This is a genomic window from Cupriavidus sp. LA-1, from assembly GCF_055385985.1.
This window is the reverse complement of sequence record NZ_AP031387.1, coordinates 166,986-193,309: the sequence shown is the minus strand read 5'-3', so window position 1 is coordinate 193,309 and position 26,324 is coordinate 166,986. Positions and strand designations below refer to the sequence as shown.

General features: G+C 68.0%; 25 protein-coding genes. 14 read left to right on the top strand and 11 right to left on the bottom strand.

Annotation, left to right across the window (positions count from 1 at the left end):
• Nucleotides 1-18 precede the first annotated feature (18 nt).
• The gene (gene mltA / locus ACZ5MJ_RS01020) at nucleotides 19-1,155 is read right to left on the bottom strand and encodes a murein transglycosylase A (RefSeq protein ID WP_464221721.1); all 1,137 of its coding nucleotides are present in this window, start codon (nucleotides 1,153-1,155) and stop codon (nucleotides 19-21) included.
• Nucleotides 1,156-1,280: 125 nt separating this feature from the next.
• Here mltA and ACZ5MJ_RS01015 point away from each other — a divergent pair, with 125 nt between their 5' ends.
• On the top strand, nucleotides 1,281-1,496 hold the full coding sequence (locus ACZ5MJ_RS01015) for a hypothetical protein (RefSeq protein WP_432258401.1): 216 nt from the start codon (nucleotides 1,281-1,283) through the stop codon (nucleotides 1,494-1,496).
• Nucleotides 1,497-1,509: 13 nt separating this feature from the next.
• Here ACZ5MJ_RS01015 and apaG read toward each other — a convergent pair whose 3' ends face one another.
• Nucleotides 1,510-1,884, bottom strand: a complete 375-nt coding sequence (apaG, locus tag ACZ5MJ_RS01010) for a Co2+/Mg2+ efflux protein ApaG (protein ID WP_012353991.1) — start codon at nucleotides 1,882-1,884, stop codon at nucleotides 1,510-1,512.
• A gap of 237 nt (nucleotides 1,885-2,121) precedes the next feature.
• On the opposite strand from apaG, the gene rpe reads away from it, so the two are divergent.
• The 8 genes from rpe (at nucleotide 2,122) to ACZ5MJ_RS00970 (ending at nucleotide 9,466) form a co-directional block, all read left to right on the top strand.
• Nucleotides 2,122-2,835: a ribulose-phosphate 3-epimerase gene (gene rpe / locus ACZ5MJ_RS01005; RefSeq protein WP_432258402.1), complete on the top strand. Its 714-nt coding sequence runs from the start codon at nucleotides 2,122-2,124 to the stop codon at nucleotides 2,833-2,835.
• The gene (gene gph / locus ACZ5MJ_RS01000; RefSeq protein ID WP_464221718.1) at nucleotides 2,832-3,575 is read left to right on the top strand and encodes a phosphoglycolate phosphatase; all 744 of its coding nucleotides are present in this window, start codon (nucleotides 2,832-2,834) and stop codon (nucleotides 3,573-3,575) included. Before rpe ends, gph begins: the two co-directional genes overlap by 4 nt.
• A 415-nt stretch (nucleotides 3,576-3,990) precedes the next feature.
• Nucleotides 3,991-5,508 carry an anthranilate synthase component I gene (gene trpE, locus ACZ5MJ_RS00995; protein WP_464221716.1) on the top strand — a complete coding sequence of 506 codons (1,518 nt, stop codon included), beginning with the start codon at nucleotides 3,991-3,993 and terminating at the stop codon, nucleotides 5,506-5,508.
• 20 nt (nucleotides 5,509-5,528) lie between these two features.
• Entirely contained in the window at nucleotides 5,529-6,098 is a 570-nt protein-coding gene (locus tag ACZ5MJ_RS00990; RefSeq protein WP_432258405.1) for an aminodeoxychorismate/anthranilate synthase component II, read from the top strand.
• A 65-nt stretch (nucleotides 6,099-6,163) separates the two neighbouring features.
• Entirely contained in the window at nucleotides 6,164-7,195 is a 1,032-nt protein-coding gene (gene trpD / locus ACZ5MJ_RS00985) for an anthranilate phosphoribosyltransferase (protein ID WP_464223626.1), read from the top strand.
• A gap of 26 nt (nucleotides 7,196-7,221) precedes the next feature.
• Nucleotides 7,222-8,025 carry an indole-3-glycerol phosphate synthase TrpC gene (gene trpC / locus ACZ5MJ_RS00980; protein WP_464221715.1) on the top strand — a complete coding sequence of 268 codons (804 nt, stop codon included), beginning with the start codon at nucleotides 7,222-7,224 and terminating at the stop codon, nucleotides 8,023-8,025.
• 3 nt (nucleotides 8,026-8,028) lie between these two features.
• Nucleotides 8,029-8,658: a CYTH domain-containing protein gene (locus ACZ5MJ_RS00975; RefSeq protein ID WP_464221713.1), complete on the top strand. Its 630-nt coding sequence runs from the start codon at nucleotides 8,029-8,031 to the stop codon at nucleotides 8,656-8,658.
• Between the two features lie 31 nt (nucleotides 8,659-8,689).
• Nucleotides 8,690-9,466: a uracil-DNA glycosylase gene (locus ACZ5MJ_RS00970; RefSeq protein WP_464221712.1), complete on the top strand. Its 777-nt coding sequence runs from the start codon at nucleotides 8,690-8,692 to the stop codon at nucleotides 9,464-9,466.
• Between the two features lie 4 nt (nucleotides 9,467-9,470).
• Here the strand turns inward: ACZ5MJ_RS00970 and ACZ5MJ_RS00965 are convergent, their stop codons facing one another.
• Nucleotides 9,471-9,749: an acylphosphatase gene (locus tag ACZ5MJ_RS00965; protein ID WP_464221710.1), complete on the bottom strand. Its 279-nt coding sequence runs from the start codon at nucleotides 9,747-9,749 to the stop codon at nucleotides 9,471-9,473.
• Nucleotides 9,750-9,961: 212 nt separating this feature from the next.
• Between ACZ5MJ_RS00965 and ACZ5MJ_RS00960 the strand changes: the two genes are divergently transcribed.
• Both ACZ5MJ_RS00960 and ACZ5MJ_RS00955 read left to right on the top strand, forming a co-directional pair.
• Nucleotides 9,962-11,713: an ABC transporter permease gene (locus ACZ5MJ_RS00960; RefSeq protein ID WP_464221708.1), complete on the top strand. Its 1,752-nt coding sequence runs from the start codon at nucleotides 9,962-9,964 to the stop codon at nucleotides 11,711-11,713.
• Nucleotides 11,714-11,720: 7 nt separating this feature from the next.
• Nucleotides 11,721-13,067, top strand: a complete 1,347-nt coding sequence (locus ACZ5MJ_RS00955; RefSeq protein ID WP_464221706.1) for an ABC transporter ATP-binding protein — start codon at nucleotides 11,721-11,723, stop codon at nucleotides 13,065-13,067.
• 15 nt (nucleotides 13,068-13,082) lie between these two features.
• Here the strand turns inward: ACZ5MJ_RS00955 and ACZ5MJ_RS00950 are convergent, their stop codons facing one another.
• From ACZ5MJ_RS00950 to ACZ5MJ_RS00930, 5 genes are all read right to left on the bottom strand, one after another.
• Nucleotides 13,083-15,449 carry an FUSC family protein gene (locus ACZ5MJ_RS00950; protein WP_464221705.1) on the bottom strand — a complete coding sequence of 789 codons (2,367 nt, stop codon included), beginning with the start codon at nucleotides 15,447-15,449 and terminating at the stop codon, nucleotides 13,083-13,085.
• 50 nt (nucleotides 15,450-15,499) lie between these two features.
• Nucleotides 15,500-17,323, bottom strand: a complete 1,824-nt coding sequence (locus ACZ5MJ_RS00945) for a M61 family metallopeptidase (protein ID WP_464221703.1) — start codon at nucleotides 17,321-17,323, stop codon at nucleotides 15,500-15,502.
• A 73-nt stretch (nucleotides 17,324-17,396) separates the two neighbouring features.
• Nucleotides 17,397-18,401, bottom strand: coding sequence for an acrylyl-CoA reductase (NADPH) (gene acuI / locus ACZ5MJ_RS00940; protein ID WP_464221702.1), 1,005 nt, complete (start codon nucleotides 18,399-18,401; stop codon nucleotides 17,397-17,399).
• 112 nt (nucleotides 18,402-18,513) lie between these two features.
• Entirely contained in the window at nucleotides 18,514-19,272 is a 759-nt protein-coding gene (locus ACZ5MJ_RS00935; protein ID WP_464221700.1) for a DsbC family protein, read from the bottom strand.
• Between the two features lie 51 nt (nucleotides 19,273-19,323).
• Nucleotides 19,324-20,619: a UbiH/UbiF family hydroxylase gene (locus ACZ5MJ_RS00930; RefSeq protein ID WP_464221699.1), complete on the bottom strand. Its 1,296-nt coding sequence runs from the start codon at nucleotides 20,617-20,619 to the stop codon at nucleotides 19,324-19,326.
• A gap of 258 nt (nucleotides 20,620-20,877) precedes the next feature.
• Between ACZ5MJ_RS00930 and ACZ5MJ_RS00925 the strand changes: the two genes are divergently transcribed.
• The 3 genes from ACZ5MJ_RS00925 to ACZ5MJ_RS00915 all read left to right on the top strand — a co-directional run bounded on the left by ACZ5MJ_RS00925 (nucleotide 20,878) and on the right by ACZ5MJ_RS00915 (nucleotide 23,559).
• Nucleotides 20,878-21,132 carry a hypothetical protein gene (locus ACZ5MJ_RS00925; protein ID WP_464221698.1) on the top strand — a complete coding sequence of 85 codons (255 nt, stop codon included), beginning with the start codon at nucleotides 20,878-20,880 and terminating at the stop codon, nucleotides 21,130-21,132.
• 349 nt (nucleotides 21,133-21,481) lie between these two features.
• Nucleotides 21,482-22,573, top strand: a complete 1,092-nt coding sequence (gene ychF, locus ACZ5MJ_RS00920) for a redox-regulated ATPase YchF (protein ID WP_464221697.1) — start codon at nucleotides 21,482-21,484, stop codon at nucleotides 22,571-22,573.
• 344 nt (nucleotides 22,574-22,917) lie between these two features.
• Complete coding sequence (locus ACZ5MJ_RS00915; protein WP_464221696.1) at nucleotides 22,918-23,559, top strand: LysE family translocator; 642 nt, start codon at nucleotides 22,918-22,920, stop codon at nucleotides 23,557-23,559.
• A gap of 38 nt (nucleotides 23,560-23,597) precedes the next feature.
• Here ACZ5MJ_RS00915 and ACZ5MJ_RS00910 read toward each other — a convergent pair whose 3' ends face one another.
• The 3 genes from ACZ5MJ_RS00910 to ACZ5MJ_RS00900 are packed head-to-tail and all read right to left on the bottom strand — an operon-like array spanning nucleotide 23,598 to nucleotide 26,235.
• Complete coding sequence (locus ACZ5MJ_RS00910; protein ID WP_464221695.1) at nucleotides 23,598-24,095, bottom strand: GDYXXLXY domain-containing protein; 498 nt, start codon at nucleotides 24,093-24,095, stop codon at nucleotides 23,598-23,600.
• Nucleotides 24,092-25,207 carry a DUF4401 domain-containing protein gene (locus tag ACZ5MJ_RS00905; RefSeq protein WP_464221693.1) on the bottom strand — a complete coding sequence of 372 codons (1,116 nt, stop codon included), beginning with the start codon at nucleotides 25,205-25,207 and terminating at the stop codon, nucleotides 24,092-24,094. Before ACZ5MJ_RS00905 ends, ACZ5MJ_RS00910 begins: the two co-directional genes overlap by 4 nt.
• Nucleotides 25,204-26,235 carry a DUF2157 domain-containing protein gene (locus ACZ5MJ_RS00900; RefSeq protein WP_464221692.1) on the bottom strand — a complete coding sequence of 344 codons (1,032 nt, stop codon included), beginning with the start codon at nucleotides 26,233-26,235 and terminating at the stop codon, nucleotides 25,204-25,206. Before ACZ5MJ_RS00900 ends, ACZ5MJ_RS00905 begins: the two co-directional genes overlap by 4 nt.
• Nucleotides 26,236-26,324 lie beyond the last annotated feature (89 nt).

Here is a 26,324-nt window from a genome sequence, read left to right as displayed (position 1 = left end):
CGATGCCGGCTGCCGCGGTCAGCTGCGCGGCATCAGCACCCACATGCGGCCGCCCTGCTTCATGCGGCCCGCGGTCTCGCCGGCGGCGTCGCCGGCACCCCAGAAGAAGTCCGCGCGCACCCCGCCCTTGATGGCGCTGCCGGTGTCCTGCGCGAACATCAGCCGCTGGATCGGCTCGGTCGACAGCGGGCGCGTGGTCGACAGGAACACCGGCACCCCCAGCGGGATGGTGGCCGGGTCGACCGCGATCGAGCGCTCCGCGGTCAGCGGCACGCCCAGCGCGCCCACCGGGCCGTCGTTGGTGGGCGGCAGCTCGCGGAAGAAGACAAAGCGCGGGTTGATGTTGAGCATCTCGTCGATGCGGCCCGGGTTGGCGCGCGCCCAGGCCTTGATGCCCTGCATGGTGGCCTGCGCCGGCGTGATCTCGCCGCGGTCCAGCAGCCACTTGCCGAACGAGCGGAACGGCTGGTCGTTGGTGCCGCCGAAGCCCACCCGCATCATGCTGCCGTCGGCCATGCGGATGCGGCCCGAGCCCTGGATCTGCAGGAAAGCAGCCTCGACCGCGTCATCCACCCAGACCAGCTCGTTGCCGCGCATGGCCGGGTTCTGCAGCAGCTCGGCGCGCGCCGGCAGCGCGCGGTTGGCAAACTGCGCGGGCTTGCGGTACAGCGGCACCTGGTACTGGCCCTGGCGCGTGCGCGAGCCGTGCAGGATCGGCTCGTAGTAGCCGGTGATCAGGCCGCTGTCGGTGCCGTCGCCATTGACCACGCGGAACGGCTGGAAATTGCTTTCGAAGTAGGCGCGCATGGCGTTGACGTCGCCGGCGTCGACCATCATGCCGACGGCGCAGGCACGGCTCCATTCGGCGCGCTTCTTCAGCGCCTGGCAGCTCTGCTGCAGCGCGGGCCAGGCGGCGCGCACGTCGTCCTGGGCCCAGCCCCCGATCTCGGCCCAGCTGGCGGCCTGCAGCCGGCCCTTCTGCGACGACGCCGACGGCGGCGCGGTGCCGGACGGGCCGGTCTCGATGCGCGGCGGCGGGCCGCTCATGCAGCCGGCCAGCAGCACCGCCGCGCCGGCCAGCGCGAGCCAGCCGCGCATGCGGCGCGGGTGCGAAGGGGAAACCGGGGAAATCAGGGAAGCGTCCGCGTATGCCATCTTGCTATTGTTCAAAGTCCTGGAAGGCGCAGCTTGCAGGGCCGCACTCACCTGGAATGCCCCTACAATCCCACCGTCATCCTTCAACCACCGCCTGCGCCCCAGCGGGCTGCGCCACATCCGCCATGAGCAAGTTCTTCGAAGCCCATCCCATGCTGCTGTTCGCCCTGGAAGCCGGCGTGGCGCTGTTCCTGCTGATCTTTATCGTGGTCTGGACCATGGGCACGGCAAAAAAGAACCCGCGTCCCACGCGCGCACCGTCCGACCACCCGTCGCGCCAACCGGCGCAGGGCGCCGCGCAAGCGCCGCCGCAGGATCAGGACAGCGCGCCGCGCCAGTAGGTTCCCCGCACGTTCAGTGCAGCATGCGCGGCAGCACCAGCGCGAATTCGGGGATCGGCACCTCGAAGCGGTGGCCGTCCTCGGCCACGCAGAAGTATTCGCCCTTCATCGAACCCACCGGGGTCGAGATCGTGGCCCAGCTGGTGTACTCGAAATGCTCGCCCGGCTTGAGCAGCGGCTGATGGCCGACCACGCCCAGGCCCGCCACTTCCTGCGTGCCGTTGTCGCTGTCGGTGATGATCCAGTGGCGCGAGATCAGCTGTGCCGCGACCTCCCCGGTATTGTGGATGGTGATGGTGTAGGCGAACGCATGGCGCCCGCGCTCAGGGTCTGACTGGTCCGGCAGGTACTGGGTGCGTACCGAGACGGAAAAAGCGTATTCGCTCATCGTGGGCAGGGCCGGCGCGGGACGCCAGGCAGGGAAAAGGGTAGCCGCATTGTGCGGGATGGCCGCGGCACGGGCAAGAGCACCGGCAAGAGCACCGGGCGGCGGGGCAGCGGTAGAATATAGCCCTTTCAGGGCCTGGCCGTGCCGGACGGCCCTCCCGATCCCCTCTGGCACCCGCCCGTGGCGCGCCAGAGACGCAAACAGCATTCCCCTGCACCCCACATCCTAGCCGCCGACATGAGCACGCCCACCTACCGCATCGCACCGTCCATCCTGTCCGCCGACTTTGCCCGCCTGGGCGAGGAAGTGCGCCGCGTGACCGAGGCCGGCGCTGACTGGATCCACTTTGACGTGATGGACAACCATTACGTGCCCAACCTGACCGTGGGCCCGCTGGTGTGCGAGGCGATCCGCCCGCACGTGACGGCCCCGATCGACGTGCACCTGATGGTGCGCCCGGTGGACCGGATCATCCCGGACTTTGCCAAGGCCGGCGCCAATATCATCACCTTCCACCCGGAAGCCAGCGAACACGTCGACCGCTCGCTCGCGCTGATCCGCGATCACGGCTGCCAGGCCGGCCTGGTGTTCAACCCGGCCACGCCGCTGCACCACCTGGACCACGTGATGGACCGCCTGGACGTGATTCTGCTGATGTCGGTCAACCCGGGCTTCGGCGGCCAGTCGTTCATCCCCGAGACGCTCAACAAGCTGCGCGCCGTGCGCCAGCGCATCGACGCATACACCGCCCGCACCGGCCGCACCATCCTGCTGGAAGTCGACGGCGGCGTGAAGGTGGACAACATCGCCGAGGTCGCGGCGGCCGGCGCCGACACCTTCGTGGCGGGCTCGGCCGTGTTCGGCAAGCCCGATGCCGACGGCGGCTACCGCGGCATCATCTCGGCGCTGCGCGGCGAACTGGCGAAGGTTGGCCAGCAGGCCGGCCAATGATGGACGGCATGGTCCTGCGCCGCACCGACTGGCGCGGCATCGAAGGCGTGATCGTCGACCTGGACGGCACCATGGTCGACACCGCGGGCGACTTCCACGCGTCGATCAACGCCATGCTGCTGACGCTGGGCCGCCAGCACCCCAACCTGGGCCCGGTGGCGCCGATGTCCGAGGCGGAGATCGTGAGCTATGTCGGCAAGGGCTCCGAGAACCTGATCCGGCGCGTGCTGGACGCGCGCTTCTCGCCGCTGCACGCCAACGGCCTGTTCGCCGACGCCTATGCGCTGTACGACCGCGAGTACATCCGCATCAACGGCCAGTTCTCGCAGGTCTACCCGGGCGTGCGCGAAGGCCTGGCGGCGATGAAGGCGGCCGGGCTGCGCCTGGCCTGCGTGACCAACAAGCCCTACAGCTTCACCGAGCCGCTGCTGGCCAAGACCGGTCTGGCCCAGTACTTCGAGCTGGTCTACGGCGGCGACGCCTTCCCGCTGCGCAAGCCCGACCCCTTCCCGCTGCTGAAAGTGGCCGACGCCTTCGGCCTGGAGCCGTCGGCGATGGCGGCGCTGGGCGACTCGGAAAACGACGCGCAGGCGGCCCGCGCGGCCGGCATGGGGGTGCTGCTGGTGCCCTATGGCTACAACCATGGCAACCCTGTACAAGGCGTTGAAGCCGATGGTATAGTCGACTCCATTGCCCATGCCGCAGCGCTGTTTGCGTCACACTGGGCAGGTCACCGATAGCGACCGAATCTCAAGACATTTCATGTTTCTCAACCGCAAACGCATCTCTTCTGGCAGTGATCGGCAGGCCTGGCCCTGGCGTCGCTGGCGCGCCTCCCAACAGGCGTAAAGTGCGTTCGCGAGTCTGCTGACGAGCCCTCGTCCCGAGGGCCTCGCCACCACCGGCCAAGGTAGCCACCGATGCCGGGCATCACCACCCAAACCCGCCAAAAGCCAGCGTAGCCAAAATTCTCTGCTACGTTTAGCTCAAGAACGCGCCGCACGCCCTCTCTCCGGCCGTGTGCAGACTTGTCCGCAAGCTTGCTGCACCACGGTTCGCCACCGGGGCGGGATTCCATACGCTCCAGCCTTATCTGCCGACAAGCGGCGCCGCGCCTGACCCATGCCGCAGCGCGGGCCGCACAAGAGGACCGACATGACCGAACTGGAATTCAAATCGCTGGCCGACCAGGGCTACAACCGCATCCCCCTGATCGCCGAGGCCTTTGCCGACCTGGAAACACCGCTGTCGCTGTACCTGAAGCTGGCCCAGTCGCAGACCCGCGGCGTCAACACCTTCCTGCTGGAATCGGTGGTCGGCGGCGAGCGCTTCGGGCGTTTTTCATTTATCGGCCTGCATGCCCGCACGCTGCTGCGCGCCTATGGCAACCGCACCGAGGTAGTGACCGACGGCAAGGTGGTCGAAACCCACGAAGGCAATCCGCTCGATTTCATCGGCGAGTTCGAGGCACGCTTCAAGGTGGCGCTGCGCCCCGGCCTGCCCCGTTTCTGCGGCGGCCTGGCCGGCTACTTCGGCTATGACGCGGTGCGCTATATCGAGAAGAAGCTCGCCAACACGCACAAGCCCGATGACCTGAACCTGCCCGATATCCAGCTGCTGCTGTGCGAGGAACTGGCCGTCATCGACAACCTGTCGGGCAAGCTCTACCTGATCGTCTACGCCGACCCGACCACGCCCGAGGCCTATCCTCGCGCCCGCCAGCGCCTGCGCGAGCTGCGCATGAAGCTGCGCCAGCCGGTGGACGTGCCGGTCACGAGCCCGTCGGTGCAGACCGAGGTCTACCGCGAGTTCGCCAAGCCCGACTACCTGGCCGCCGTGCACAAGGCCAAGGAATACATCATGGCCGGCGACATGATGCAGGTGCAGATCGGCCAGCGCCTGGTCAAGCCCTACCGCGACGCGCCGCTGTCGCTGTACCGCGCGCTGCGCTCGCTGAACCCGTCGCCGTACATGTACTTCTACAACTTCGGCGACTTCCAGGTGGTAGGCGCCTCGCCGGAGATCCTGGTGCGCCAGGAAGAGCGCAAGGTCGGCACCAACGGCGACACCCGCAGCGAGCACATCGTCACCATCCGCCCGCTGGCCGGCACGCGCCCGCGCGGCAATACGCCGGAAAAGGACGCCCAGCTGGCCACCGAGCTGCTGAACGATCCCAAGGAGATCGCCGAGCACGTGATGCTGATCGACCTGGCGCGCAACGACATCGGCCGCATTGCCGAGACCGGCTCGGTCAAGGTCACCGACAAGATGGTGATCGAGAAATACTCGCACGTGCAGCATATCGTCAGCTCGGTCGAAGGCACGCTGCGCGAAGGCATGAGCAACCTGGACGTGCTGCGCGCGACCTTCCCGGCCGGCACGCTGTCGGGCGCGCCCAAGGTCCACGCCATGGAGATCATCGATGAGCTGGAGCCGCGCAAGCGCGGCATCTACGGCGGCGCGGTGGGCTACCTGTCGTTCGGCGGCGAGATGGACCTGGCGATCGCGATCCGCACCGGCATCGTCAAGGACGGCAACCTCTACGTGCAGGCCGCCGCCGGCATCGTTGCCGATTCGGACCCCGAGGCCGAATGGAGGGAAACCGAAGCCAAGGCGCGCGCCGTGATCCGCGCCGCCGAGCAGGTCCAGGATGGCCTGGACTCCGACATCTGAAAGAACAGGAGACAGACGCCATGCTGCTGATGATCGACAACTACGATTCGTTCACCTACAACCTGGTCCAGTATTTCGGCGAACTGGGCGTGGACGTGCGCACCTACCGCAACGATGAGATCACCATCGAGGAGATCGAGGCGCTCAGGCCCGACCATATCTGCGTCTCGCCCGGGCCGTGCAGCCCCAGGGAAGCCGGCATCTCGGTGGCGGCGCTGCAGCATTTTGCCGGCAAGGTCCCGCTGCTGGGCGTGTGCCTGGGCCACCAGGCCATCGGCGAGGCCTTCGGCGGCAAGGTGATCCGCGCCAAGCAGGTCATGCACGGCAAGGTCAGCACCATCGAGACCACGCAGCAAGGCGTGTTCGCCGGGCTGCCCAGGCACTTCGACGTGACGCGCTATCATTCGCTGGCGATCGAGCGCGAAACCCTGCCCGATTGCCTGGAGATCACCGCCTGGACCCCGGACGGCGAGATCATGGGCGTGCGCCACAAGACGCTCGCCGTCGAAGGCGTACAGTTCCATCCCGAGTCGATCCTGTCCGAGCACGGCCATGCCCTGCTCGCCAACTTCGTCAAGGCGCCGCGATGAGACTGCTCGATTCCGCACCCGCCAGCACGCACCACGCCCCGCAGACTTCAGATACCGAGAACGCCATGTCCATCACGCCGCAAGAAGCCCTGACGCGCTGCATCGAACACCGCGAGATCTTCCATGACGAGATGCTGCACCTGATGCGGCAGATCATGCAGGCGCAGATCTCGCCGGTGATGGCCGCCGCGATCCTGACCGGCCTGCGCGTCAAGAAGGAAACCATCGGCGAGATCTCCGCCGCCGCGCAGGTGATGCGCGAATTTGCCAACAAGGTGCCGGTCAAGGACCGCGAGAACTTCGTCGATATCGTCGGCACCGGCGGCGACGGTTCGCACACGTTCAATATCTCGACCGCGTCGATGTTCGTCGCGGCCGCCGCCGGCGCGAAGATCGCCAAGCACGGCAACCGCGGCGTCAGCTCCAAGTCGGGCAGCGCCGACGTGCTGGAAGCGCTGGGCGTGAACATCATGCTCACGCCCGAGCAGGTCGGCCAGTGCATCGAAGAAACGGGCATCGGCTTCATGTTCGCGCCCACGCACCACCCGGCGATGAAGAACGTCGCGCCGATCCGCAAGGAAATGGGCGTGCGCACCATCTTCAATATCCTGGGCCCGCTGACCAACCCGGCGGACGCGCCCAACATCCTGATGGGCGTGTTCCACCCCGACCTGGTCGGCATCCAGGTGCGCGTGATGCAGCGCCTGGGCGCCAGGCACGCCATCGTGGTCTACGGCAAGGACGGCATGGACGAAGTCTCGCTGGGCGCCGCCACGCTGGTGGGCGAACTGAAGGACGGCGAGGTGCGCGAATATGAAATCCACCCCGAGGACTTCGGCCTGCAGATGATCTCCAACCGTGGCCTGAAGGTGGCCGATGCGGCGGAATCGAAGGAAATGCTGCTCGAGGCGCTGTCCAACGTGCCGGGCACCCCGCGCGAGATCGTATCGCTGAACGCCGGCACCGCGCTGTACGCCGCCAACGTGGCCGACTCGGTCGAAGACGGCATCCGCCGCGCGCGCGAAGCGATTGCCAGCGGCGCGGCGCGCGAGAGGCTCGACCAGTTCGTGCGTGCCACCCAGCAGTTCAAGGCCTGATCCACATTTTTCTGGCGGAACGCCTTATGTCCGACATCCTGCAAAAGATCCTGGCCGTGAAGGCCGATGAAGTCGCCGCCGCGCGCAAGAAGCGCGACCTGCCCAGCCTGCGCGCCGAGGCCGAAAGCCTGCGCAGCGAGGCCGGCCTCGCCCCGCGCGGCTTCGCGCGCGCGCTGCGCGAGAAGATCACCGCCGGCGACGCCGGCGTGATCGCCGAGGTCAAGAAGGCATCGCCGTCCAAGGGCGTGCTGCGCGAACACTTCGTGCCCGAGGCGATTGCCGAAAGCTACGCCAGCCATGGCGCCGCCTGCCTGTCGGTGCTGACCGACGTGAACTTCTTCCAGGGCCACGCCGACTACCTGAAGCGCGCGCGCGGCGCCTGCCCGCTGCCTGCCCTGCGCAAGGACTTCATGGTCGACCTGTACCAGGTCTACGAAGCGCGCACCTGGGGCGCCGACTGCATCCTGCTGATCGTCGCCGCGCTGGACCCGGGCCTGATGGCCGACCTGGAAGCCTGTGCGCTTGAGCTCGGCATGGACGTGCTGGTGGAAGTGCATGGCGACGACGAGCTCGACGCGGCCCTGCGCCTGAAGACCCCGCTGCTGGGCGTGAACAACCGCAACCTGCGCACCTTCGAGGTGTCGCTGGACAACACCCTGGACCTGCTGCCGCACATGCCTGCCGACAAGCTGGTGGTGACCGAATCCGGCATCCTCGGGCCGGCCGATGTGAAACGCATGCGCGATGCCGATGTGCATGCCTTCCTGGTCGGTGAAGCGTTCATGCGCGCACCGGACCCGGGTGTGGAGCTGGCGCGGTTGTTTGCCTGAGCGATGGCCCAGGAAATCGAACTCAAACTGGCCGTCCCCGACGACGCCCTGGCCCCGCTGGCCGCCTGGCTCGACGCCAACGGCGCCCCGCAGGGCGAAGCCACGCTGCTCAACGTCTACCTCGACACCCCGGAACGCAACCTGGCGCAGGCGCGCGCCGCGCTGCGGCTGCGCCGCAAGGGCGCGCAATGGCTGCAGACACTGAAGACTGCCGGCAGCAGCCAAAGCGGCCTGGCCACGCGGAATGAGTGGGAAACCGAGATCGCCGGCGAGGCCATCGACCTGCAGCGCTTCGCCGCCGAGGCGCAGGCCGTGCTGGCACCGCTGGCCGGCCGGCTGGCCCCGGTGTTCCGCACCGACTTCGTGCGCCGCACCTGGCTGGTCACGCAGGACGGCGCGCGCATCGAAGCCGCGCTCGACACCGGCAGTATCACCGCGCCCGCCAGCGCCGCACAGGAGCGCATCCAGGAACTCGAACTGGAATGGCTGGACGGTGACGCCGCCCACGCGGCCGATGCCCTGCGCGCCTTTGCCGCGCGGCTGGCCACCGTTGCCGCGCTCACGCCCTCGGACCTCAGCAAAGCCGCCCGCGGCTACCGCCTGGCGGGAATCGCCGAGGGCAAGGCGTCATAATCGCGGTTTTCCCGCCAAGCTATCCTCACGCATGCAAGCCGATCTCTTCGCCGCCGAAGTCTCCCCCGCCCCCGGCGAACCGTCCCCTGCCGCCAGCCTGCAGGCCCAGGCCGACGCCCTGCCCGCGGCCTGGCGCGCGCTGATGGACCCATGCATCCGCGTGCCGGCGTGGCAGGAGCTGGCCGCCTTTGTCGACGGCGAACGTGCCGCCGGCAAGCCGGTGTTCCCGCACCATGTCTTCCACGCCCTGCACCTGACGCCGCCCGACGCGGTCAAGGTGGTGATCCTGGGCCAGGACCCCTATCACGGCACCGGCACGGTCGGCGGCGTGGAGCTGCCGCAGGCGCACGGGCTGGCGTTCTCGGTACCGGAAGGCATCAAGGTGCCGCCCAGCCTGCGCAATATCTTCAAGGAAATCGCCGCCGAGTTCGGCGCGCACGGCAACGGTGCTCCGCGTACCTCCGGCAACCTGGAAGGCTGGGCGCGCCAGGGCGTGCTGCTGCTCAACACCGTGCTGACGGTGGAACAGGGCCAGGCCGCCAGCCATGCGCGGCGCGGCTGGGAAGCCGTCACCGATTGCCTGATCCAGAGCCTCGCCGCCAGCCGGCAGAACCTGGTGTTCATGCTGTGGGGCAGCCACGCGCAGGCCAAGAAGCCGCTGCTGGGCGCCGGTCACTGCGTGCTGGAAGCGCCGCATCCGTCGCCGCTGTCGGCGCACCGGGGATTCCTGGGCTGCGGCCACTTCCGCGAAGCCAACCGCTGGCTGGAAGCGAACGGCCGCACGCCGGTCGACTGGACTACCGCCTGATCCCTTAAATCGTCGGCCGGAACTCGAAGCCGCCGAATTCCCCTTCCCCTGGCCCGACCTCGACAAACGTCACTTGCGCCGCCGGCGGGCCCTTTTCCATCCATGCCTGCAGGGCTTCGAGCTGCCTGACCGTACCGTGCGCCATCACCTCGACCGTGCCGTCGGTCCGGTTGCGCACCCAGCCGCCAAGCTCCAGGTCGTCCGCCGCGTCGGCGCAGGCAGCGCGGTAGCCCACGCCCTGCACACGTCCATGCGCGACCAGGCGCCAGGTTTCCTTCTTCATGGCTCTTTCCTCCGGGCGCACGCCGGCAGCATGCGCGAAGTGTCATCCACACCAAGTAAACTAGACCGCCATGCCGGGCGTTACAAAGAGATGCGCGCCGCCCGGCGTGAAGCCGGCGGCATGCGGGCTTTGCCATTGTCCGCCGGGGCCGCGAACCAGGGCCGGGTTACCAGCCCCGCCATCCAAGCTCGATACAAGCCCGAGAAGCGCCCATGATGCCACCCGCCGACCACAGCGCGGCCCCGCCCGCCCCTGGCTATGACAGCCAGCTGCTGCGCGCGCCGCCCAACCGCTTCGACCTGGCACTGCTGCCGATCATCCTGGCCGTGATCGTGATGGTCGCGTTCGCCGCGCAGCAGATGAATGCCCCGTTCCACCCCGACCAGCAGCTGGCGGTGCACCTGGACGTGGCCTACCTGCCCTACTATCTGATGCGCACCAGCATCCGCATGCTGGCGGCGCTGGCGGCGTCGCTGCTGTTTTCGCTGGCCTTTGCCGCGCTGGCGTCCAAGAGCCGCACGGCGGAGAAGGTGCTGGTGCCTGCACTGGACATCCTGCAGTCGATCCCGGTGCTGGGCTTCCTGTCGATCACCGTGACCGGCTTTATCGCCCTGTTCCCCGGCAATCTCGCCGGGGTGGAATGTGCGGCCATCTTCGCCATCTTTACCTCGCAGGCGTGGAACATGGCGTTCAGCCTGTACCAGTCGTTCCGCACCATTCCGGGCGACCTGCTTGAGGCCGCGGTCATGTTCCGGCTGTCGCCGTGGCAACGCTTCTGGCGGCTGGAAGTGCCGTTCGCCATGCCCGGGCTGCTGTGGAACATGATGATGTCGATGTCCGGCGGCTGGTTCTTCGTGGTGGCGTCCGAGGCGATCTCGGTGTCGGGCCACGATATCCGCCTGCCCGGCATCGGCTCCTACATCGCGCTGGCGATCCTGCAGAAGAATCTGGCCGCGATCGGCTGGGCCATCCTGGCGATGCTGCTGGGCATCCTGCTGTACGACCAGCTGCTGTTCCGCCCGCTGGTGGCGTGGGCCGACCGCTTCCGCTTCGAGACGCTGGCGCAGGACAAGCAGCCAGAGTCGTGGCTGCTGGACCTGCTGCGCCGCTCGGTGTGGACGGGCGCGCTGCTGACGCGTACGGCGGCGCTGGCCGAACGCACGCTCGCGTGGGGCGCGCGCCGCGGGCAGGCTCCGGCGCGGCCGGAGAACCCGCGCCGCGCGCAGTGGTTCGGCCGCCTGCGCGACGCCGTGATCATACTGGTGGCGCTGGCCGCGCTGCTGCGCGTGGGTTACTTCGTGCACAGCGAAGTGGGGCTGGCCGAAGTCGGCCATGTATTGTGGCTCGGCACCATCACCATGGTGCGCGTGGTGGTGCTGATCGCCCTGGCGGCGCTGGTGTGGGTGCCGATCGGCATCCGCATCGGCCTGAACCCGGACCTGGCGCGTGTTGCCCAGCCGGTGGCACAGTTCCTGGCCGCCTTCCCGGCCAACCTGATGTTTCCGCTGGCGGTGATGCTGATCGTGCGCTTCGGGCTGAACCCGGAGATCTGGCTGAGCCCGCTGCTGATCTTCGGCACGCAGTGGTACATCCTGTTCAATGTGGTCGCGGGGGCCTCCGGCATCCCTACCGAGCTGAAGCTGGCGGCGCGCAACTTCGGGCTGCGCGGCTGGCTACTGTGGAAGCGCTTCCTGATCCCCGCGGTCTTCCCCAGCCTGCTGACCGGGCTGGTGACGGCCGCCGGCGGCTCGTGGAACGCCAGTATCGTGTCCGAGTACGTGACCTGGGGCGACCGCACCATCGTCGCCACCGGGCTGGGCAGCTATATCGCCGAGACCACCGCGCGCGGCGACTTCCCGCGCATTGCGCTGGGCATCGTGGTGATGGCGCTGTTCGTGGTCGGCTTCAACCGGCTGCTGTGGAACCGCCTGTATCAACTCGCGCAAGAGCGCACCCGCTTGTAAGGCAATCATGGCCGAGAACCATACCGCTACCGCTGCCGCGCCCGCCGTGATCGAACTGCGCGGCGTCGGCAAGATCTTCCGCACCGCCAGCCAGAGCGACCGCTCCGTGCTCGAAGGCGTGGACCTGACGCTGCGCGAGGGCGAGATCGTCGCCATGCTGGGCAAGTCCGGCTCGGGCAAGTCCACGCTGTTGCGCATCATGGCCGGGCTGGTCGGCGCCGATCGCGGCGACGTGCGTTTTCGCGGCGAGCGCCTGGCCGGCACTGCCGAGGGCATCGCCATGGTGTTCCAGTCGTTCGCGCTGTTCCCGTGGCTGACTGTGCAGCAGAACGTCGAACTGGGACTGGAAGCGCAGGGCGTGCCCAAGGCCGAGCGCGAGCGCCGCGCCGAGGCCGCGATCGACATGATCGGGCTGGCCGGCTTCAACAGCGCGCTGCCGCGCGAGCTGTCGGGCGGCATGCGCCAGCGCGTCGGCATTGCGCGCGCGCTGGTGACCGAGCCGGACCTGCTGCTGATGGACGAGGCCTTCTCGGCACTGGACGTGCTGACCGGCGAGACCCTGCGCGACGAGATGCTGGCGCTGTGGGAAAGCGGCCGCGCCAACATCCGGAGCATCCTGATCGTCTCGCACAATATCGAAGAGGCGGTGATGATGGCCGACCGCATCGTGATCCTGTCGAGCGACCCGGGCCGCATCCGCGCCGAGGTGCGGGTGGCACTGCCGCGCCCGCGCAACCGCGACAGCGCGCAGGTGCGCGCGCTGGTCGACGAGATCTACGCGCTGATGACCGCCCCCGCCGTCGAAGCGCGGCTGCCCGCGCAAGCGCCCGCGCGCCAGATCGGCTACCGGCTGCCGGAGGCCGACATCAGCCAGATGGAAGCCATCCTCGACCTGCTGTGCGAGGCGCCCTTCGACGGCCGTGCCGACCTGCCCCACCTGGCCGACGAAGCCGGCCTCACCGACGACGAACTGCTGCCCGCATGCGAGGCGTTGCAGCTGGTGCAACTGGTCTCGATCGAGCGCGGCGACATCGCCGTCACCCATGCCGGCCGTGCGTGGTACGCCGCCGAGCCGCAGCAGCGCAAAGTGATGTTCGGCCAGCAACTGCTGGGCAACATCGCGCTGGCCGCGCATATCCGCCGCGAACTGGTGGCAAGCGAAGCCGGCGAGATCCGCGAGGAACAGGTGCTGAACGAACTGGAGCAGTTCCTGAAGCCGGCCGAGGCCGAGCGCGTGCTGAGCGTGGCGATCGGCTGGGGACGCTATGGCGAGATCTACGAATACAGCTACAACAGCGGCATGCTGACGCTGCCTGAGGAAGAGCTGCCCGAAGCGCAGTCAGCCGAAGACTGACCGGCCCCGGGGCGCTCAGGCGCGTGCGCGCATGGCGCGTCCGATCGCCCCCGTGCGCAGTGCGATCTTGGCCGCGTCCTCGCGCAACGCGCGCAGGCGGCGGTCCAGCACCGCGTTGGCCGACCGGCCGGTTGAGCTGGCGGTGGGGCCGGCCTCGTGGCTGGATTCGCCGGCGGCGGCGGCGTGCACCAGCACGTCGGTGCGGCGCTTGTCGGCCGAATCGGCCAGGCGCGCGCGGCGTTCGGCGGCGGCATCCTCGGCGGCCTCCGCGACTTCGTTGCTGACGGTGCCGTCGAGGGTCCCTTCCCGCTTGTCCGCAGCCACAGGCGCCGCCTCCGTCCGTTCCGCCGGCGTCTTCCCGCCGCGGATAAAGCCCGCGCCGCGGCCACCGCCCCGCTCATCGGCATGCAGCCGCTCGCTGGCCACCTGCAGGCTGTGGCTGGCCGCCTCGGTGGCCTGCTCGATCGCGGCTTCGGCAGCCGGGATATCGAGCTCGCCATAGTGCTGGCGCACCTGGATGCGCGCCGCCGCCACGTGCGCCGCCACCAGGTAGTTCTGCACGATAAAGCGGTTCAGGTTGTCCACCGCGCGGTGCCGGCTCTTGGGCTCGTCCAGCATGCGCTGGAACGACGAGATCAGTGCCGACAGGTTGTCCATGAACTGCTTGCGCTGCACACGGTAGGCAAAGTCGTCCTTGGCCCGGCGCAGCAGCAGGTCGCGCGTGGCGCCGATATAGCGGCGGTTGGCCTGCAGCACGGCTTCCACCAGCTTGGGAATGGCGCGGTATTCCCAGCTCGGCAGCACAAAGCTGAACAGCGAGGCAATGATGCCGCCGATCACCGTATCCACCAGCCGTTCGCCAGCCACGGTGGGACTGTTCGGCATCAGCAGGTGGATCTGGATCAGTACCTGGATGCAGGCGGCAATCGCGGTGTAGCGGTACTTGATGGTCACGAACGCGGCGCTGGCCACCAGCGACAGGAACAGCACGCCCAGCAGGATCAGCGGCTGGTGTACCACCTTCAGGATTGCGACCGAGACCACGCAGCCGATCAGCGTGCCGATCACGCGGTCGTTGTAGCGCTGCTTGGTCATGCTGAAGTTGGGCTTCAGGATGACGATGATGGTCAGCAGGATCCAGTAGCTGTGCGACACATAGGGCACGTGCTCGGCGATCCACAGCCCCAGCGCCACCGCCATCGAGATCCGCAGCGAGAAGCGGAACGCCGGCGAACGCCATTTCAGGTTGTCGCGCAGCACGCTGAACTCATACTTCTGGCGCGTCAGGAACGGCGTCATGTCGGAGCCGGGCAGCACCCTGGACGGCTCCACCGGCGTGCGCGAGGCCTCGTGCAGCTGGCCGACCAGCGTGATCGCGCCGCGCATCATGTCGAGCGTCTCGACCAGCGCCGTCATCGCCGCCGGGTTGATATGGTGGTGGCGCAGCTGCGCGATCTCGGCCTCGACCGCGCGCAGGCCCTGGCGGTACTCCACCGTGGCGTACGAGGCGCGGCCGCGCGTGACCTCGTAGGCGATCTCTTCCACATCCTTGCACATCAGCACCACCAGCCCGCGCAGGTGGTCCAGCACCGGCGTGCCGCCGAAGGTCTGGCGCAAGAGCGGATAGTCGGTGTTGGTCGACAGGATGTACTCGTACAGGTCGAGCATGCGCATATGCACCTGCACCAGCAGCCCGTCGTACGGGGTGCGGTTGCCGCGCAGCACCAGGTCGCGCGCGGCCTGCTGGCGCTCGGCCACCACGATCTGCTGGCGCACCAGCTGGTTGAACTGGGCCTCGTAGTCGTTGCCGGCATCATAGAAGCCGGCCTTGATCTCGAGATAGCCGGCCAGCTCGTACAACGATTCGGCCAGCACCTGCTGCTTGGTGCGGCGCTCGGTGATCCAGCTCACCAGCATGGCGTAGCCCAGGTAGGCGACCGCGCCGATGCTGAACAGCGCCGCGTGCTCCAGCGCGCGCCGCACCAGGAAGTCTTCGTTGATCGTGAGGGTCATCACGAACAGCGCCGCGAACTGCAGCGGCAGCGTCTTGTTGCCGTACACCGTCATCATGCCGGCCAGGAACGTCACCAGCACCAGCAGGAACGGCATCACGCGCGCGAACGGCGTGGCCAGCGCCACCACCAGCGTGACCACGCTGCACAGCAGCACGCTGGCCAGCATCTCGTTGAACTTGTGGTTCAGCGGGCTGGGCAGGTCCATCAGGCTGGTGCACAGCGCCCCCATCGACACCACCATCGCGGTGGGCAGGTCGCTGAAGTGCAGCGCGATCAGCGTGGCGCCGATCACGCCCGTGGCCGAACGCAGCCCCCGGTAGACGTAGTGCGAATACAGGAAGGTGCGGGGATCGTGCGCGTATTGCATGCAGTGGGGGCGATGGACTGCGGTGGCGGGTGTGGCTGCGGAAGACTAGTTCACTGGCCCAGCCAGCGCGAGCGTGCCGCGTGCCGCCCACTCTCAAGCTTGACCTTGAACTGCGCCGCCGGCTCGCGCGCCAGCGTCACCGGCAAGGTCTGCAGCTCATCGCGCCGGAAGGCGTGCACCGCGATCCGGTCGCCGGTGCGGTAGCGCGCCAGCAGCTTGTCGAGCTGGCCCGGCGCCACGCGCAGGCCGTCGACGGCCACCAGCAGGTCGCCCGCGGACAGGCCCGCGGCCTGCGCCGCGCCGCCGTCCAGCACCTGGCTGACGCGCACCCAGCCGTCCTCGGTCTTGACCTTGATCCCCAGCGCCGCGGTGCGCGCCGGCTTCTGCGCCTCGGCCTTGACGCCGAACACCTTGAACAGCCCCGGCAGCGGCAGCTCGCCGGTGCCTTCGGTCAGCGAGCGCAGCAGCGGCCCCATGCGCAGGCCGGTGACTTCATCGAACAGCGCATGGACCTCGGCCTCGGTCACGCCGCGCTGCACCGCGCCCGGCGCATAGAAGCCGCGGCCGTAGCGGCGCCACAGCGCGCGCATGACATCGTCCAGCGAGCGCCGCCCGCGGGTCTTGTCGCGGATGGTCAGGTCCAGCGCCAGCGCCACCAGCGAACCCTTGGTGTAGTAGCTGACGATGGCATTGGGGGCGTTCTCGTCCTGGCGGTAGTACTTGGTCCAGGCGTCGAAGGAGCTTTCCGCCACGCTCTGCTTGGTGCGGCCGCTGCCGCGCAGCACGCCGTTCCAGGTCTTGGCCAGCATCTCGAGGTACTGTTCATCGGTGACGCAGCCCGAGCGCACCAGCACCAGGTCGTCGTAGTAGCTGGTGAAGCCCTCGAACAGCCACAGCAGTGGCGTGTAGGTTTCCTCGGCCAGCCGGTACGGCACGAACGCGGCCGGCTTGATGCGCTTGACGTTCCAGGTGTGGAAATACTCGTGGCTGCACAGCCCGAGGAAGGTACGGTAACCCTCGCTGGTGTCGCCGTTGTCACTCATGCCGCGCACCGGCAGGTCATTGCGCGCACAGATCAGCGCCGTGCTGGCGCGGTGCTCCAGGCCGCCGTAGCCGTCGGTGGTGACCATCGTCATGAAGACATAGCGGCGGTTGCTGTCCAGGAACGGCGCCTGCGCGGTCTTGGGCTCGAACAGCCGGATCTGCGTCTCGCAGATGCGCTTCAGGTCGCGGCAGACGCGCTCGAGGTCGAGCTGCGGCACGCGCCCGGTGAAGACCACGTCGTGCTGCGCGCCGCAGGCGCGGAAGCTGGCCAGCTGGAAGGTGCCCATCTCGACCGGATGGTCGACCAGCTCATCGTAGTCGGCCACCTGGTAGCGGCCGAAGCCGTAGCGCTTCGCGCCAGCGCGGCCCGGCGCCTCGCGCATGGCGGTGGCCACGCGCCAGTCGCGGTAGGCCTCGCCCGCCGGCGCATGGATATCGACGGTGCAGGGCTGCCCGGCCTGCCCGTCCACGCGCAGGAACACCGAGCTGCCGTTGAAGAAGCCGTGGGTGTTGTCCAGGTGTGCGGCGCGCACCGACAGGTCCCAGGCATAGACCTCGTAGCTGAGCGTCAGCGGGCCGTCGGCAACGCTGATCGGCGCGGCCTGCCAGCTCTGCTTGTCGAGCTTGGTCAGCTTGACCGCGCGCCCGCCCGCATCGGCACGGATGCGCACGATATTGCGCGCGAAGTCCCGGATCATGTAGCTGCCCGGGATCCAGGCCGGCAGCGAGAAACGCTGGCCGGCGGGATCGGGCTCGCTCACGGTGACGGTGACGGCAAACAGGTGCGCTTCAGGCTGAAGCGGGGCGATGGCGTAGCGGATCGGCGTCATGGGCGGGATTGTAACGTCGGCACATACGGTCGGTGCCAACGCAGTTTTGCAGCAAGGCGACTGTCGCGCGCGATCAGCCGCGATTCACATCCACCACCACGCGCCCGCGCATGCCGCCTTCCATGATCCTGCGGCCTGCCTCGATCGCATCGCCCAGGCCGATCTCGCGCGTCAGCGCGTTGAGCCGGTCCGGTTCCAGGTCGCTGGCCAGCCGCTGCCAGGCCTGCTCGCGCAGCGGCATCGCCGCCATCACGCTGTCGATGCCGTGCAGCGTAATGCCGCGCAGGATGAACGGCGCCACCGACCCCGGGAAGTCCAGGCCCTGCGCCAGCCCGCACGCGGTCACCACGCCGCCGTAGCGCACCTGCGCGCAGGCATTGACCAGCGTGTGCGAGCCGACCGAGTCGACCACCGCGGCCCAGCGTTCTTTCTGCAGCGGCTTGCCGGGCACGCCCAGCTCGGCGCGGTCGATCACTTCGTCGGCGCCCAGCGCCTTCAGGAAGTCAGCTTCTTTGGTCTTCCCGGTCGAGGCCACCACCTTGTAGCCCAGCCTGCTCAGCAGCGAGATCGCCACCGTCCCCACCCCGCCCGAGGCGCCGGTCACCAGCACCTCGCCATCGCCCGGGCGCACCGGGCCGTTGACGCCGCCGCGCTCCAGCGCCAGCACCGACAGCATCGCGGTATAGCCCGCGGTGCCGATCGCCATGGCCTGGCGCGTGGTGAAGGCGCCGGGCAGGCGCACCAGCCAGTCGCCCTTCAGCCGCGCGCGCTGCGCCAGGCAGCCCCAGTGCGTCTCGCCCACGCCATAGCCGTTGAGCACCACCTTGTCGCCGGCCTGCCAGCGCGGGTGCGCGGATTCCAGCACCGTGCCGGCACCGTCGATGCCCGCCACCATCGGCCACTTTCGCACCACCGGCGAGCGGCCCGTGATCGCCAGCCCGTCCTTGAAGTTGATGGTGGAATAGTCGACGGCGACCAGCACGTCGCCATCGGCGGGAAGCTGCGTGTCGTCGAGCGTGGCGACGCTGGCCTGGGTGGCGCCGTCGGCCTGGGTCAGCAGCAATGCCTGGAAGGTCATGGTGTCTCCTTTGTCGCCTGGCGGCGATCGCATGGAATATCGGGAATGGCAGAAAGCAGAACGGCCGGACAAGTCCGGCCGTCGATCAGGCCGGGACAGGTCCGGCGCGCGCTTATTTCTTGAGGCTGGCGAGCTTGCGTTCCAGCGTGGCGACGTCGGCCGCGCCCGGGATGCGGGTGCCGTCCGTGAAGAACACAGCAGGCGTGCCGTTGATATTCAGGCTGTGGCCCAGCGCCAGGTTCTCTTCCAGCGGGGTCTTGCAGCTGCCGTTGCCGCTCAGCGCCACCTGCTTGAGCATCCAGTCGCGCCAGGCCTTGGTGCGGTCGGACGCGCACCAGACCTGCTTGGCCTTGGTTTCCGAATCCGGCGACAGCACCGGGTACAGGAAGGTGTACACGGTGATGTTGTCCATCTGCTGGAAGGTCTGCTCGATGCGCTTGCAGTAGCCGCAGTTGGGGTCGGAGAACACCGCCACCTGGCGGCTGCCATCGCCCTTGGTCCACTTGATCGCGCGCGCCAGCGGCAGGTCCGACCACTTGATGCGGTTGATCTCGGCCAGCCGCTCCTCGGTCAGGTTGGTGCCGGTGCGGGTGTCGATCATCTCGCCGTTCAGGATGTAGCGGCCCGAGGCATCGGTGTAGACCACCTGCCCGCCGATATTGGCCTCGAACAGGCCCGGCACCGGGGTCTTGCTGACGCTCTTCACTTCGGCGCGGGCGCCCAGCATCTTCTGCAGCGACTCCTTGATGCGGTCGGTGCCGGGCTCGCCCGCTGCCATGGCATGCAGCGCAAAGCCCGCCGCGGCCAGCCCGCCGACGATGGCGGTGATCGCGGCGCTCGTGGCGGGGCGGCGGCGCAGGATTTGGAACATGTGGACTCCAGAGTATTCGGTAGAAGGGTCGGATCGTGGGCCCGGCAGCGGTCAGCCGAGCGCGCGCCCGATCAGGAAGCGCTTGAGCAAGGACTGCCCGCCGACCGCGCGCATGCCGGTGTTGCGCACCACGCGCGCCACGCCGCCGGGCAGCGAGAACAGCCGGTGCAGTCCGTCGGTGGCCGCGGTCAGCGACAACAGATCGGTGGCGCGGGCACGCTCGTAACGGCGCAGCAGGCGCAGGTCGCCCTCGCTGCGGAAAGATTCTTTGTCGGCCATCACGCGGCCAAGTTCCGCGACATCGCGCAGGCCCAGGTTCATGCCCTGCCCGGCCAGCGGATGCACCACATGCGCGGCGTCGCCCACCAGCGCCATGTGCGGCTGCACGAAGTGGTCGGCACGCTGCAGCACCAGCGGGAAGCCCTGCGCGGGGGTCACGCAGCGCAGCGCGCCGAACTGCGCGCCAACCGCGCCGCTGGCACCCTGCATCACGGTGGCGGCCAGGGCCTCGGGCGACAGTGCCAGCAGCTCGCGCGCGTGGGCCTCGTCGGCGGACCAGACCATCGACACATGGTTGTCCGGCAGCGGCAGCATCGCCAGCACTTCGCCGTTGGCGGGCTCCTCGTCGGCCATCAGCTTTTCCGGCGCGCCCAGGAACCACTGCCACGCCGTTTCCTGGTGCGGGCGCTCGCAGGCGAAATTGGCGACCACGCCCAGCTGGCGGTACTTGCGCGTGCTGACGCCGATATGGCATTGCTGGCGCAGCCAGGAGCGCGCGCCGTCGGCGCCGACCACGCAGGCCGTGCGCAGCTTCTCGCCATTGGCCAGGGTCAGCGTGACGCCGTCCGGATCGCGCTCGAACGCGCTTGCGGTGGCGTCCTGCCAGGTCACCTGGTGCTGGAAGCCCAGCGCCGTGTCCAGCGCGCGCTCGACGTGGCCGGATTCGATGATCCAGGCCAGCTGCGGCACCGCGGCGGCGTAGGCCGAGAAATGCAGGTCCCCGTCCAGGGTCGGCGACGTCTCGGCCGCGCTGACATCGCCGAACACGCGCATGTCGCGCACCGGCTGGATCCGCGCCGGGTCCAGCGCTTCCCACACGCGCATGCGCTCCAGCAGCGCGTGCGAGCTGGCCGAGAAGGCGTAGATGCGGCTGTCCCAGTCATCCGGCCCGGCCGCCGTGCGGCCGCTGGCGCGGGGCGGCTTCGGCGCGACCAGCGCCACGTCCATGCCCTGCTGGGCCAGCAGCAGCGCGCAGGACTTGCCGACGATGCCGCCGCCGACGACAGCAACCTGGAAAGCGGAGGAGTTGCGCGCGGACGGGCGCGCGGACGCGTGGGATCGGGTCATGGCTGGATTATAGCCACGTCACTCTGTGGCCCGTCCGGGCCCACGCCCGGCGGCTGACGCAAGGCAAGCAGACCCGCCCGACAATGCAGGGCAAGCGCCGCAAGCAGCATGCCCTTCCCGGCCGGCCCTTATATCTTCCGGTCATAAGGCTTAGAACAAAACAATGCGTATGGCGGTCCGCGGCCGGTCAGGTGCAGGGCTATATTGAAACGAAATGTTTCACGCCGGGGAACTAACCACCTGAAGGGAGGTGGAAAAATGCTTAAAGCAACATTTTTGATTGCCGCCGCCAGCATTGGGATCGTTGGCCCGGCATTCGGGGGCACCGGTCCTCGCGATGTCTACACAGACGGCGCGAAGGCTTCGAGGTTTGATGTGTATACCGATGGAGCGCGCACGACCGACGCCCGCGACACCTTCACCGATGGCGCACGCGTGATCGACAAGCGCGACATGTTCACGGACGGCGCAAAGACCACGGACAAGAGAGACGCGTTTACTGACGGAGCCTGATCGCACAGGACTCAATCGAGCGCCAGATCGCAATGCACGGCCAAGCTTGAAACCTTGGCCGTCTTGTTTTGCTGGCCGGCCCCGCTTTCCTGCTGGTGCCGGCCCGGATCATCCGCAAACGCCGCCAACCCGCGGCCTGCCTTCGCCGCCCATCTGCCAATTCCGGCGCCTGAAAGGGTTACAATCGCGGTTTTCCGTGGCAAAACTCGCACAACATCGTTGAGCCAGCGCGATGTGATGTCTTTGTCTCGCCCTGATGCAGTCCCGGTTGTAGTGCGATCCGCGCCTGTCGCAGGCTTGGCGGCACGGGCCCCGCATCACGCAACCCATTGATTCCTAAGACAACACCATGAGCCTCCAATGCGGCATCGTCGGCCTGCCCAACGTCGGCAAGTCCACGCTGTTCAATGCCCTGACCAAGGCCGGCATCGCCGCCGAAAACTACCCGTTCTGCACCATCGAGCCCAACGTGGGCGTGGTCGAAGTGCCGGACCCGAGGCTCGGCAAGCTGGCCGAGATCGTCAAGCCTGAGCGCATCCTGCCGGCCACGGTCGAGTTCGTCGATATCGCCGGCCTGGTGGCGGGTGCCTCCAAGGGTGAAGGCCTGGGCAACCAGTTCCTGGCCAATATCCGCGAATGCGACGCCATCACCCACGTGGTGCGCTGCTTCGAGGATGACAACGTGATCCACGTGGCCGGCAAGGTCGACCCGCTGTCAGATATCGAAGTCATCAACACCGAACTCGCGCTGGCCGACCTGGCTACCGTCGAAAAGGCCCTGGCCCGCTACATCAAGCCGGCCCGCGCCGGCGACAAGGAAGCCCAGCGGCTGGTCGCCGTGCTGGAAAAGGCCCAGGCCGTGCTCGACCAGGCCAAGGCCGTGCGCACCCTGGACCTGGCCCCGGAAGAGTGGGAAGCCATCCGCCCGTTCTGCCTGATCACCGCCAAGCCGACCATGTACGTCGCCAACGTGCGTGAAGACGGCTTCGAGAACAACCCGCACCTGGACGCCGTGCGCGCGCACGCCAAGCAGACGGATTCTCCCGTGGTCTCCGTCTGCGCCGCCATCGAAGCCGAGATAGCCGACCTGGACGACGCCGACAAGGCCGAATTCCTGGCCGACCTGGGCATGGAAGAACCCGGCCTGGACCGCGTAATCCGCGCCGGCTTCAAGCTGCTCGGCCTGCAGACCTACTTCACCGCCGGCGTCAAGGAAGTGCGCGCCTGGACCATCCACGTCGGCGACACCGCCCCCAAGGCGGCCGGCGTGATCCACACCGACTTCGAACGCGGCTTCATCCGCGCGCAGACCATCGCCTATGAAGACTTCATTGGCTTCAAGGGCGAGACCGGCGCCAAGGAAGCCGGCAAGATGCGGGCGGAAGGCAAGGAGTATGTGGTGAAGGATGGGGATGTGATGAACTTCCTGTTCAACGTCTGACGCCAGAGCTGTTGTTACGGGATGTCTCACGACATCCCGTAACCAACCAGGAAGCCCAGCCACTGCTGGGCTTTTTTCTTTTTCAGGGTAGCGGACGATGGTTCAGCACCGCTCGGCCGCCTCGCCTTGGGCAGTTGCCAGCACGCGACCAACGTGCCGTGCACACCATCTTGCACAGTCCCATCCCAAACAAGTTCGGAAATTTCAGTGCTGCTTTCGGGATTCCTCCCACTTTCACTTCCTCCGGCGTTGCCCAGTATGCATCCTGAGGATCTCCATGCTGGTCCGGACAATTGCTCGTTGATGAGCGAGACCTGATTCAGTGTCGATAGAAAGGACTATCCATGCTTTTAGAGCCAAATGCATTCAACGGCGTCCTGGGGCTCGCGCTGACCTCCGCTGTGCTGATTGCCATTCCAGGTCCGAGCATCATGTTTCTTATCGGGCAAACGATAGCAGTAGGACGGAGAAATGCGTTGCGAGGTGTGATCGGCAATGCGATCGGAACCTATTGCGTTGCTGTGATCGTAGCGATCGGAATCGGCTCACTGCTTATGCGCTCCGGCCACGCTTTGATTTTCATTCGGTTGCTAGGCGCCTTGGTCTTACTGGGCATCGGCTTTCAATATCTGTTCTTTTCCAGGCCTATGCTGGCAGGAGGAGAAAGCACCCCCAAGAAAAGCCGGCAATCATTGCTTGCAGGAATCATCGTGGGTTCGACCAATCCGAAAGCGCTGATTATGTTTGGCTCGATCGTCCCGAGCTTTATGAGCGACGGGGCGGACAGCCCTATCCTCTATTTGCTGGGTTTTTCACTGATACCGATTGGCCTGGGACTAGTCATCGATGCGGCGTGGGTCGCCGCCGCCCATGTCGCGAGTTCGAGCACACTATTCAACGGGAAGAGGCTAAGGTTATTCAATATCTTGGGTGGCGGATTGATGATTTCGATGGCCATTCTATTGGCAGCTGAAGCCCTGCATTGACGATTGCATTCGAATTTGATCTGGCAGGACAGGGGACCTCACAACTTCTCCATCCCCCTCCCCCGTAACCCCACCAGCAGCGCCTGCCCGTCCGCCCCCACGCGGAATTCCCCATACCCGGCCTGCGCAAACCGCTCGCCCTGCCCCTCCTGGAAGAAATACGCATCGGTCGACACCTGCACCTGCATGCCGCCCCAGCGCGAGCGGGCGATCTGGTAGCGCAGCAGTTGTTCGCCCGCCGCCAGCGGCTCGCCGCCGTGTACGCGCACGAAGCTGGCCAAGCCCTGCTTGTCGCGGCGGATCACGGCCACGCCGTCGCGGGGCGGCCGGTCATCGCGCGTCTGCGCGGCGCGGATCCGGTTGCCGATGTCGAAGTTCAAGGCCATGTAGTCGCCCTGCATCAGCGAGCGCGGGTCGACCGGGGCGAGCTTGAGGAGGACGGTGTCGCCGCGCGCCAGCAGGCGCTCCTTGCCGGCGATGCCGGCGGCGGCCAGTGCCAGGGTCAGGGCCCAGGCGATCAGGATCCAGCGTTTCATGCGGCCTCCATCTCGGTGCGGCCCAGCAGCCAGTAGCGGCCGGCCAGCAGCAGCACGCCGGCTGCGGCGAGCGTGCCGGACTTGGCCAGCAGGGTCCAGTGCAGCGCCGAGTAATACCAGATGAAGCCGATGGCGATGCTGGCGATGCCCAGGCCCAGCCACGGCATCGACGCGCGCCGCAGGGCCAGCCCCAGCACGAGCACGCCGGCCACCACGGCGGGCGCGGCCGCCATCAGCGCACCGAAGGCCACCAGGCCGGCAAGGACGGCGCCCTGCATGGCGGGGCTCAGTGCCAGGCGGCGGCATTCGGCCAGCGCAAACCCGGCCAGCACCAGCGTGGCCAGTGCGCCCGCGACCCAGTGCGCCAGCGGGATGTGCGCGGCTGCCGGGCTGCCCAGCCAGGCCAGCGGATGGCTCATGCCGGTGACGAGCAGCGCGACCGCCAGCGTGAACAGCAGGGTCGCGTCGGCCAGCGGTTCCAGCAGCGTGTGGCGGCCTGCCGCGCACAGGCTGGATTCCGCCAGCGTGAAGCCCACCACCAGCGCGCAGCCAAGCGGCACCAGCCAGCCGAGGGACCACGTCAGCAGCAGCCAGTCCTTTGGCTCACTGCCGGCCAGGACAAGATGCACAGCGCCTGCCAGCCCGATCCATGCGCCCAGCCCGCACAACGACCGGTGCAGCCGGTTGGGCACGAGCAACGCCAGCGCGGCCTCGAACAGTGCCAGACCGGCCCAGAAGCCCGCGCTCTCGGTGACGCGCATGAAGCCCAGCGCCTCGCTCAGCCCGAACACGGCCATGCCCTGTCCGCTCAGGCTCACGGCCAGCGCGAACTGCCCCGCGGCGATGCCGCCGCCGCGCCAGTACAGCAGCGCGGCCAGCGCGATCATGGCCAGGCCGGTCAGTGCCATGGCGATGCCGTTCTCGCGCGCGGCGACGAAGACCGTGCCGACCAGGAAGGACTGGAAGAACAAGGCGCCCAGCCACCCCGCCGCGCCCATCAGGCAGCGCACGGCCCAGGGGGTATCGATGTGCGCGGGCGGCTCGCCCTGAACCTCGCCGCGGGCGGCGAGCTGCTGCCAGAGTTGTTGCTCGGTGCGCGGTATGTTGGTCATGCCTGCTCCAGTTGGCTGCGCCAGGCACGCATCAGCCAGGCAGCCGCGCCGGCGGCCAGGCCGATGGTCACCAGACCGAGCAGCAGGAAGGCGCCGAAATCGCCCTTGCCTTCGAACAGCACCTTGGCGATCGCGGCCACCGCCAGCACGATGCCGGTCAGGCAGGCCAGGCTCAGCACCACGATGTCGAAGGCGCGCTGGCGGAACCACCAGATCAGGGCGGCCAGCACCACCACCGCCAGCGTGAAGGCGGCGCCATCGAAATGGCTGCCCAGCAGGCTGGCCAGCCCCAGCGAGCCGGCGTGCACGCAGGCCAGCGCGGCCAGCATGCGGCTGCCGGTCTGCCCGCGAAAGCCCAGTGCCGGCGCCCGGGCGCACAGCAGCTCCCACAGTGCCAGCTGCAGCATGACCGCGCCCAGCAGCGCCAGCGAGGCGGTACGCATATAGCGCGCGTCGAACAGCAACGCGAACACGCCCTCCATGCCGAAGCGGATGCTGAAGTAGCGCAGCAGCGCCACGTTGCCGACCACGATCGCCAGCCACCAGTGCGGCGCCGCGCGCGCCGCCAGCGCCCAGGGCACCGCCAGCAGCGCCCACAGCGCGAACAGCTGCCAGGCATCGGCGCCGGTCTGGTAGGTCTGCCCGATCACCGCCAGCAGCACGCCGGCCAGTACCTGCGCGCCGCCGAGCGCGGCGCGGCCCGCGGTGTCGCCAGCCGGGCGCAGCCAGGCAAAACCGGCAAGCAGCGTGAGCGCGCCGGCCAGCAGGCCGAACTTGGAAAACTTGTGCAGATCCTGCCAGTTGAAGGCGAAGAACACGATCACGCCGGCGCACAGCAGCGCGGTGCCCAGCGCCATCAGTGCCGTGTCCAGCCAGCGGCGCCAGTCGGTGGCGACCGGTTCGGTGCGCGCCCAGGGCGCGGCGACGCCGGCCGGCGCCAGGCGCCCGAGTGCGCGCCAGTGGGCCAGGGCCCGGCGGATGGCCCGTCGTTCGCCTTGCTCGCCGCCTGCGGTGGGTGTGCCTTGCATGTAAGTGTCCTTACGTGCCGAGATGACGGGGACTTTAGCAAAGCGAAGCGGGGGCCGCACCTGTTGCGTGGGAGGGGGCGGTGCGGTCG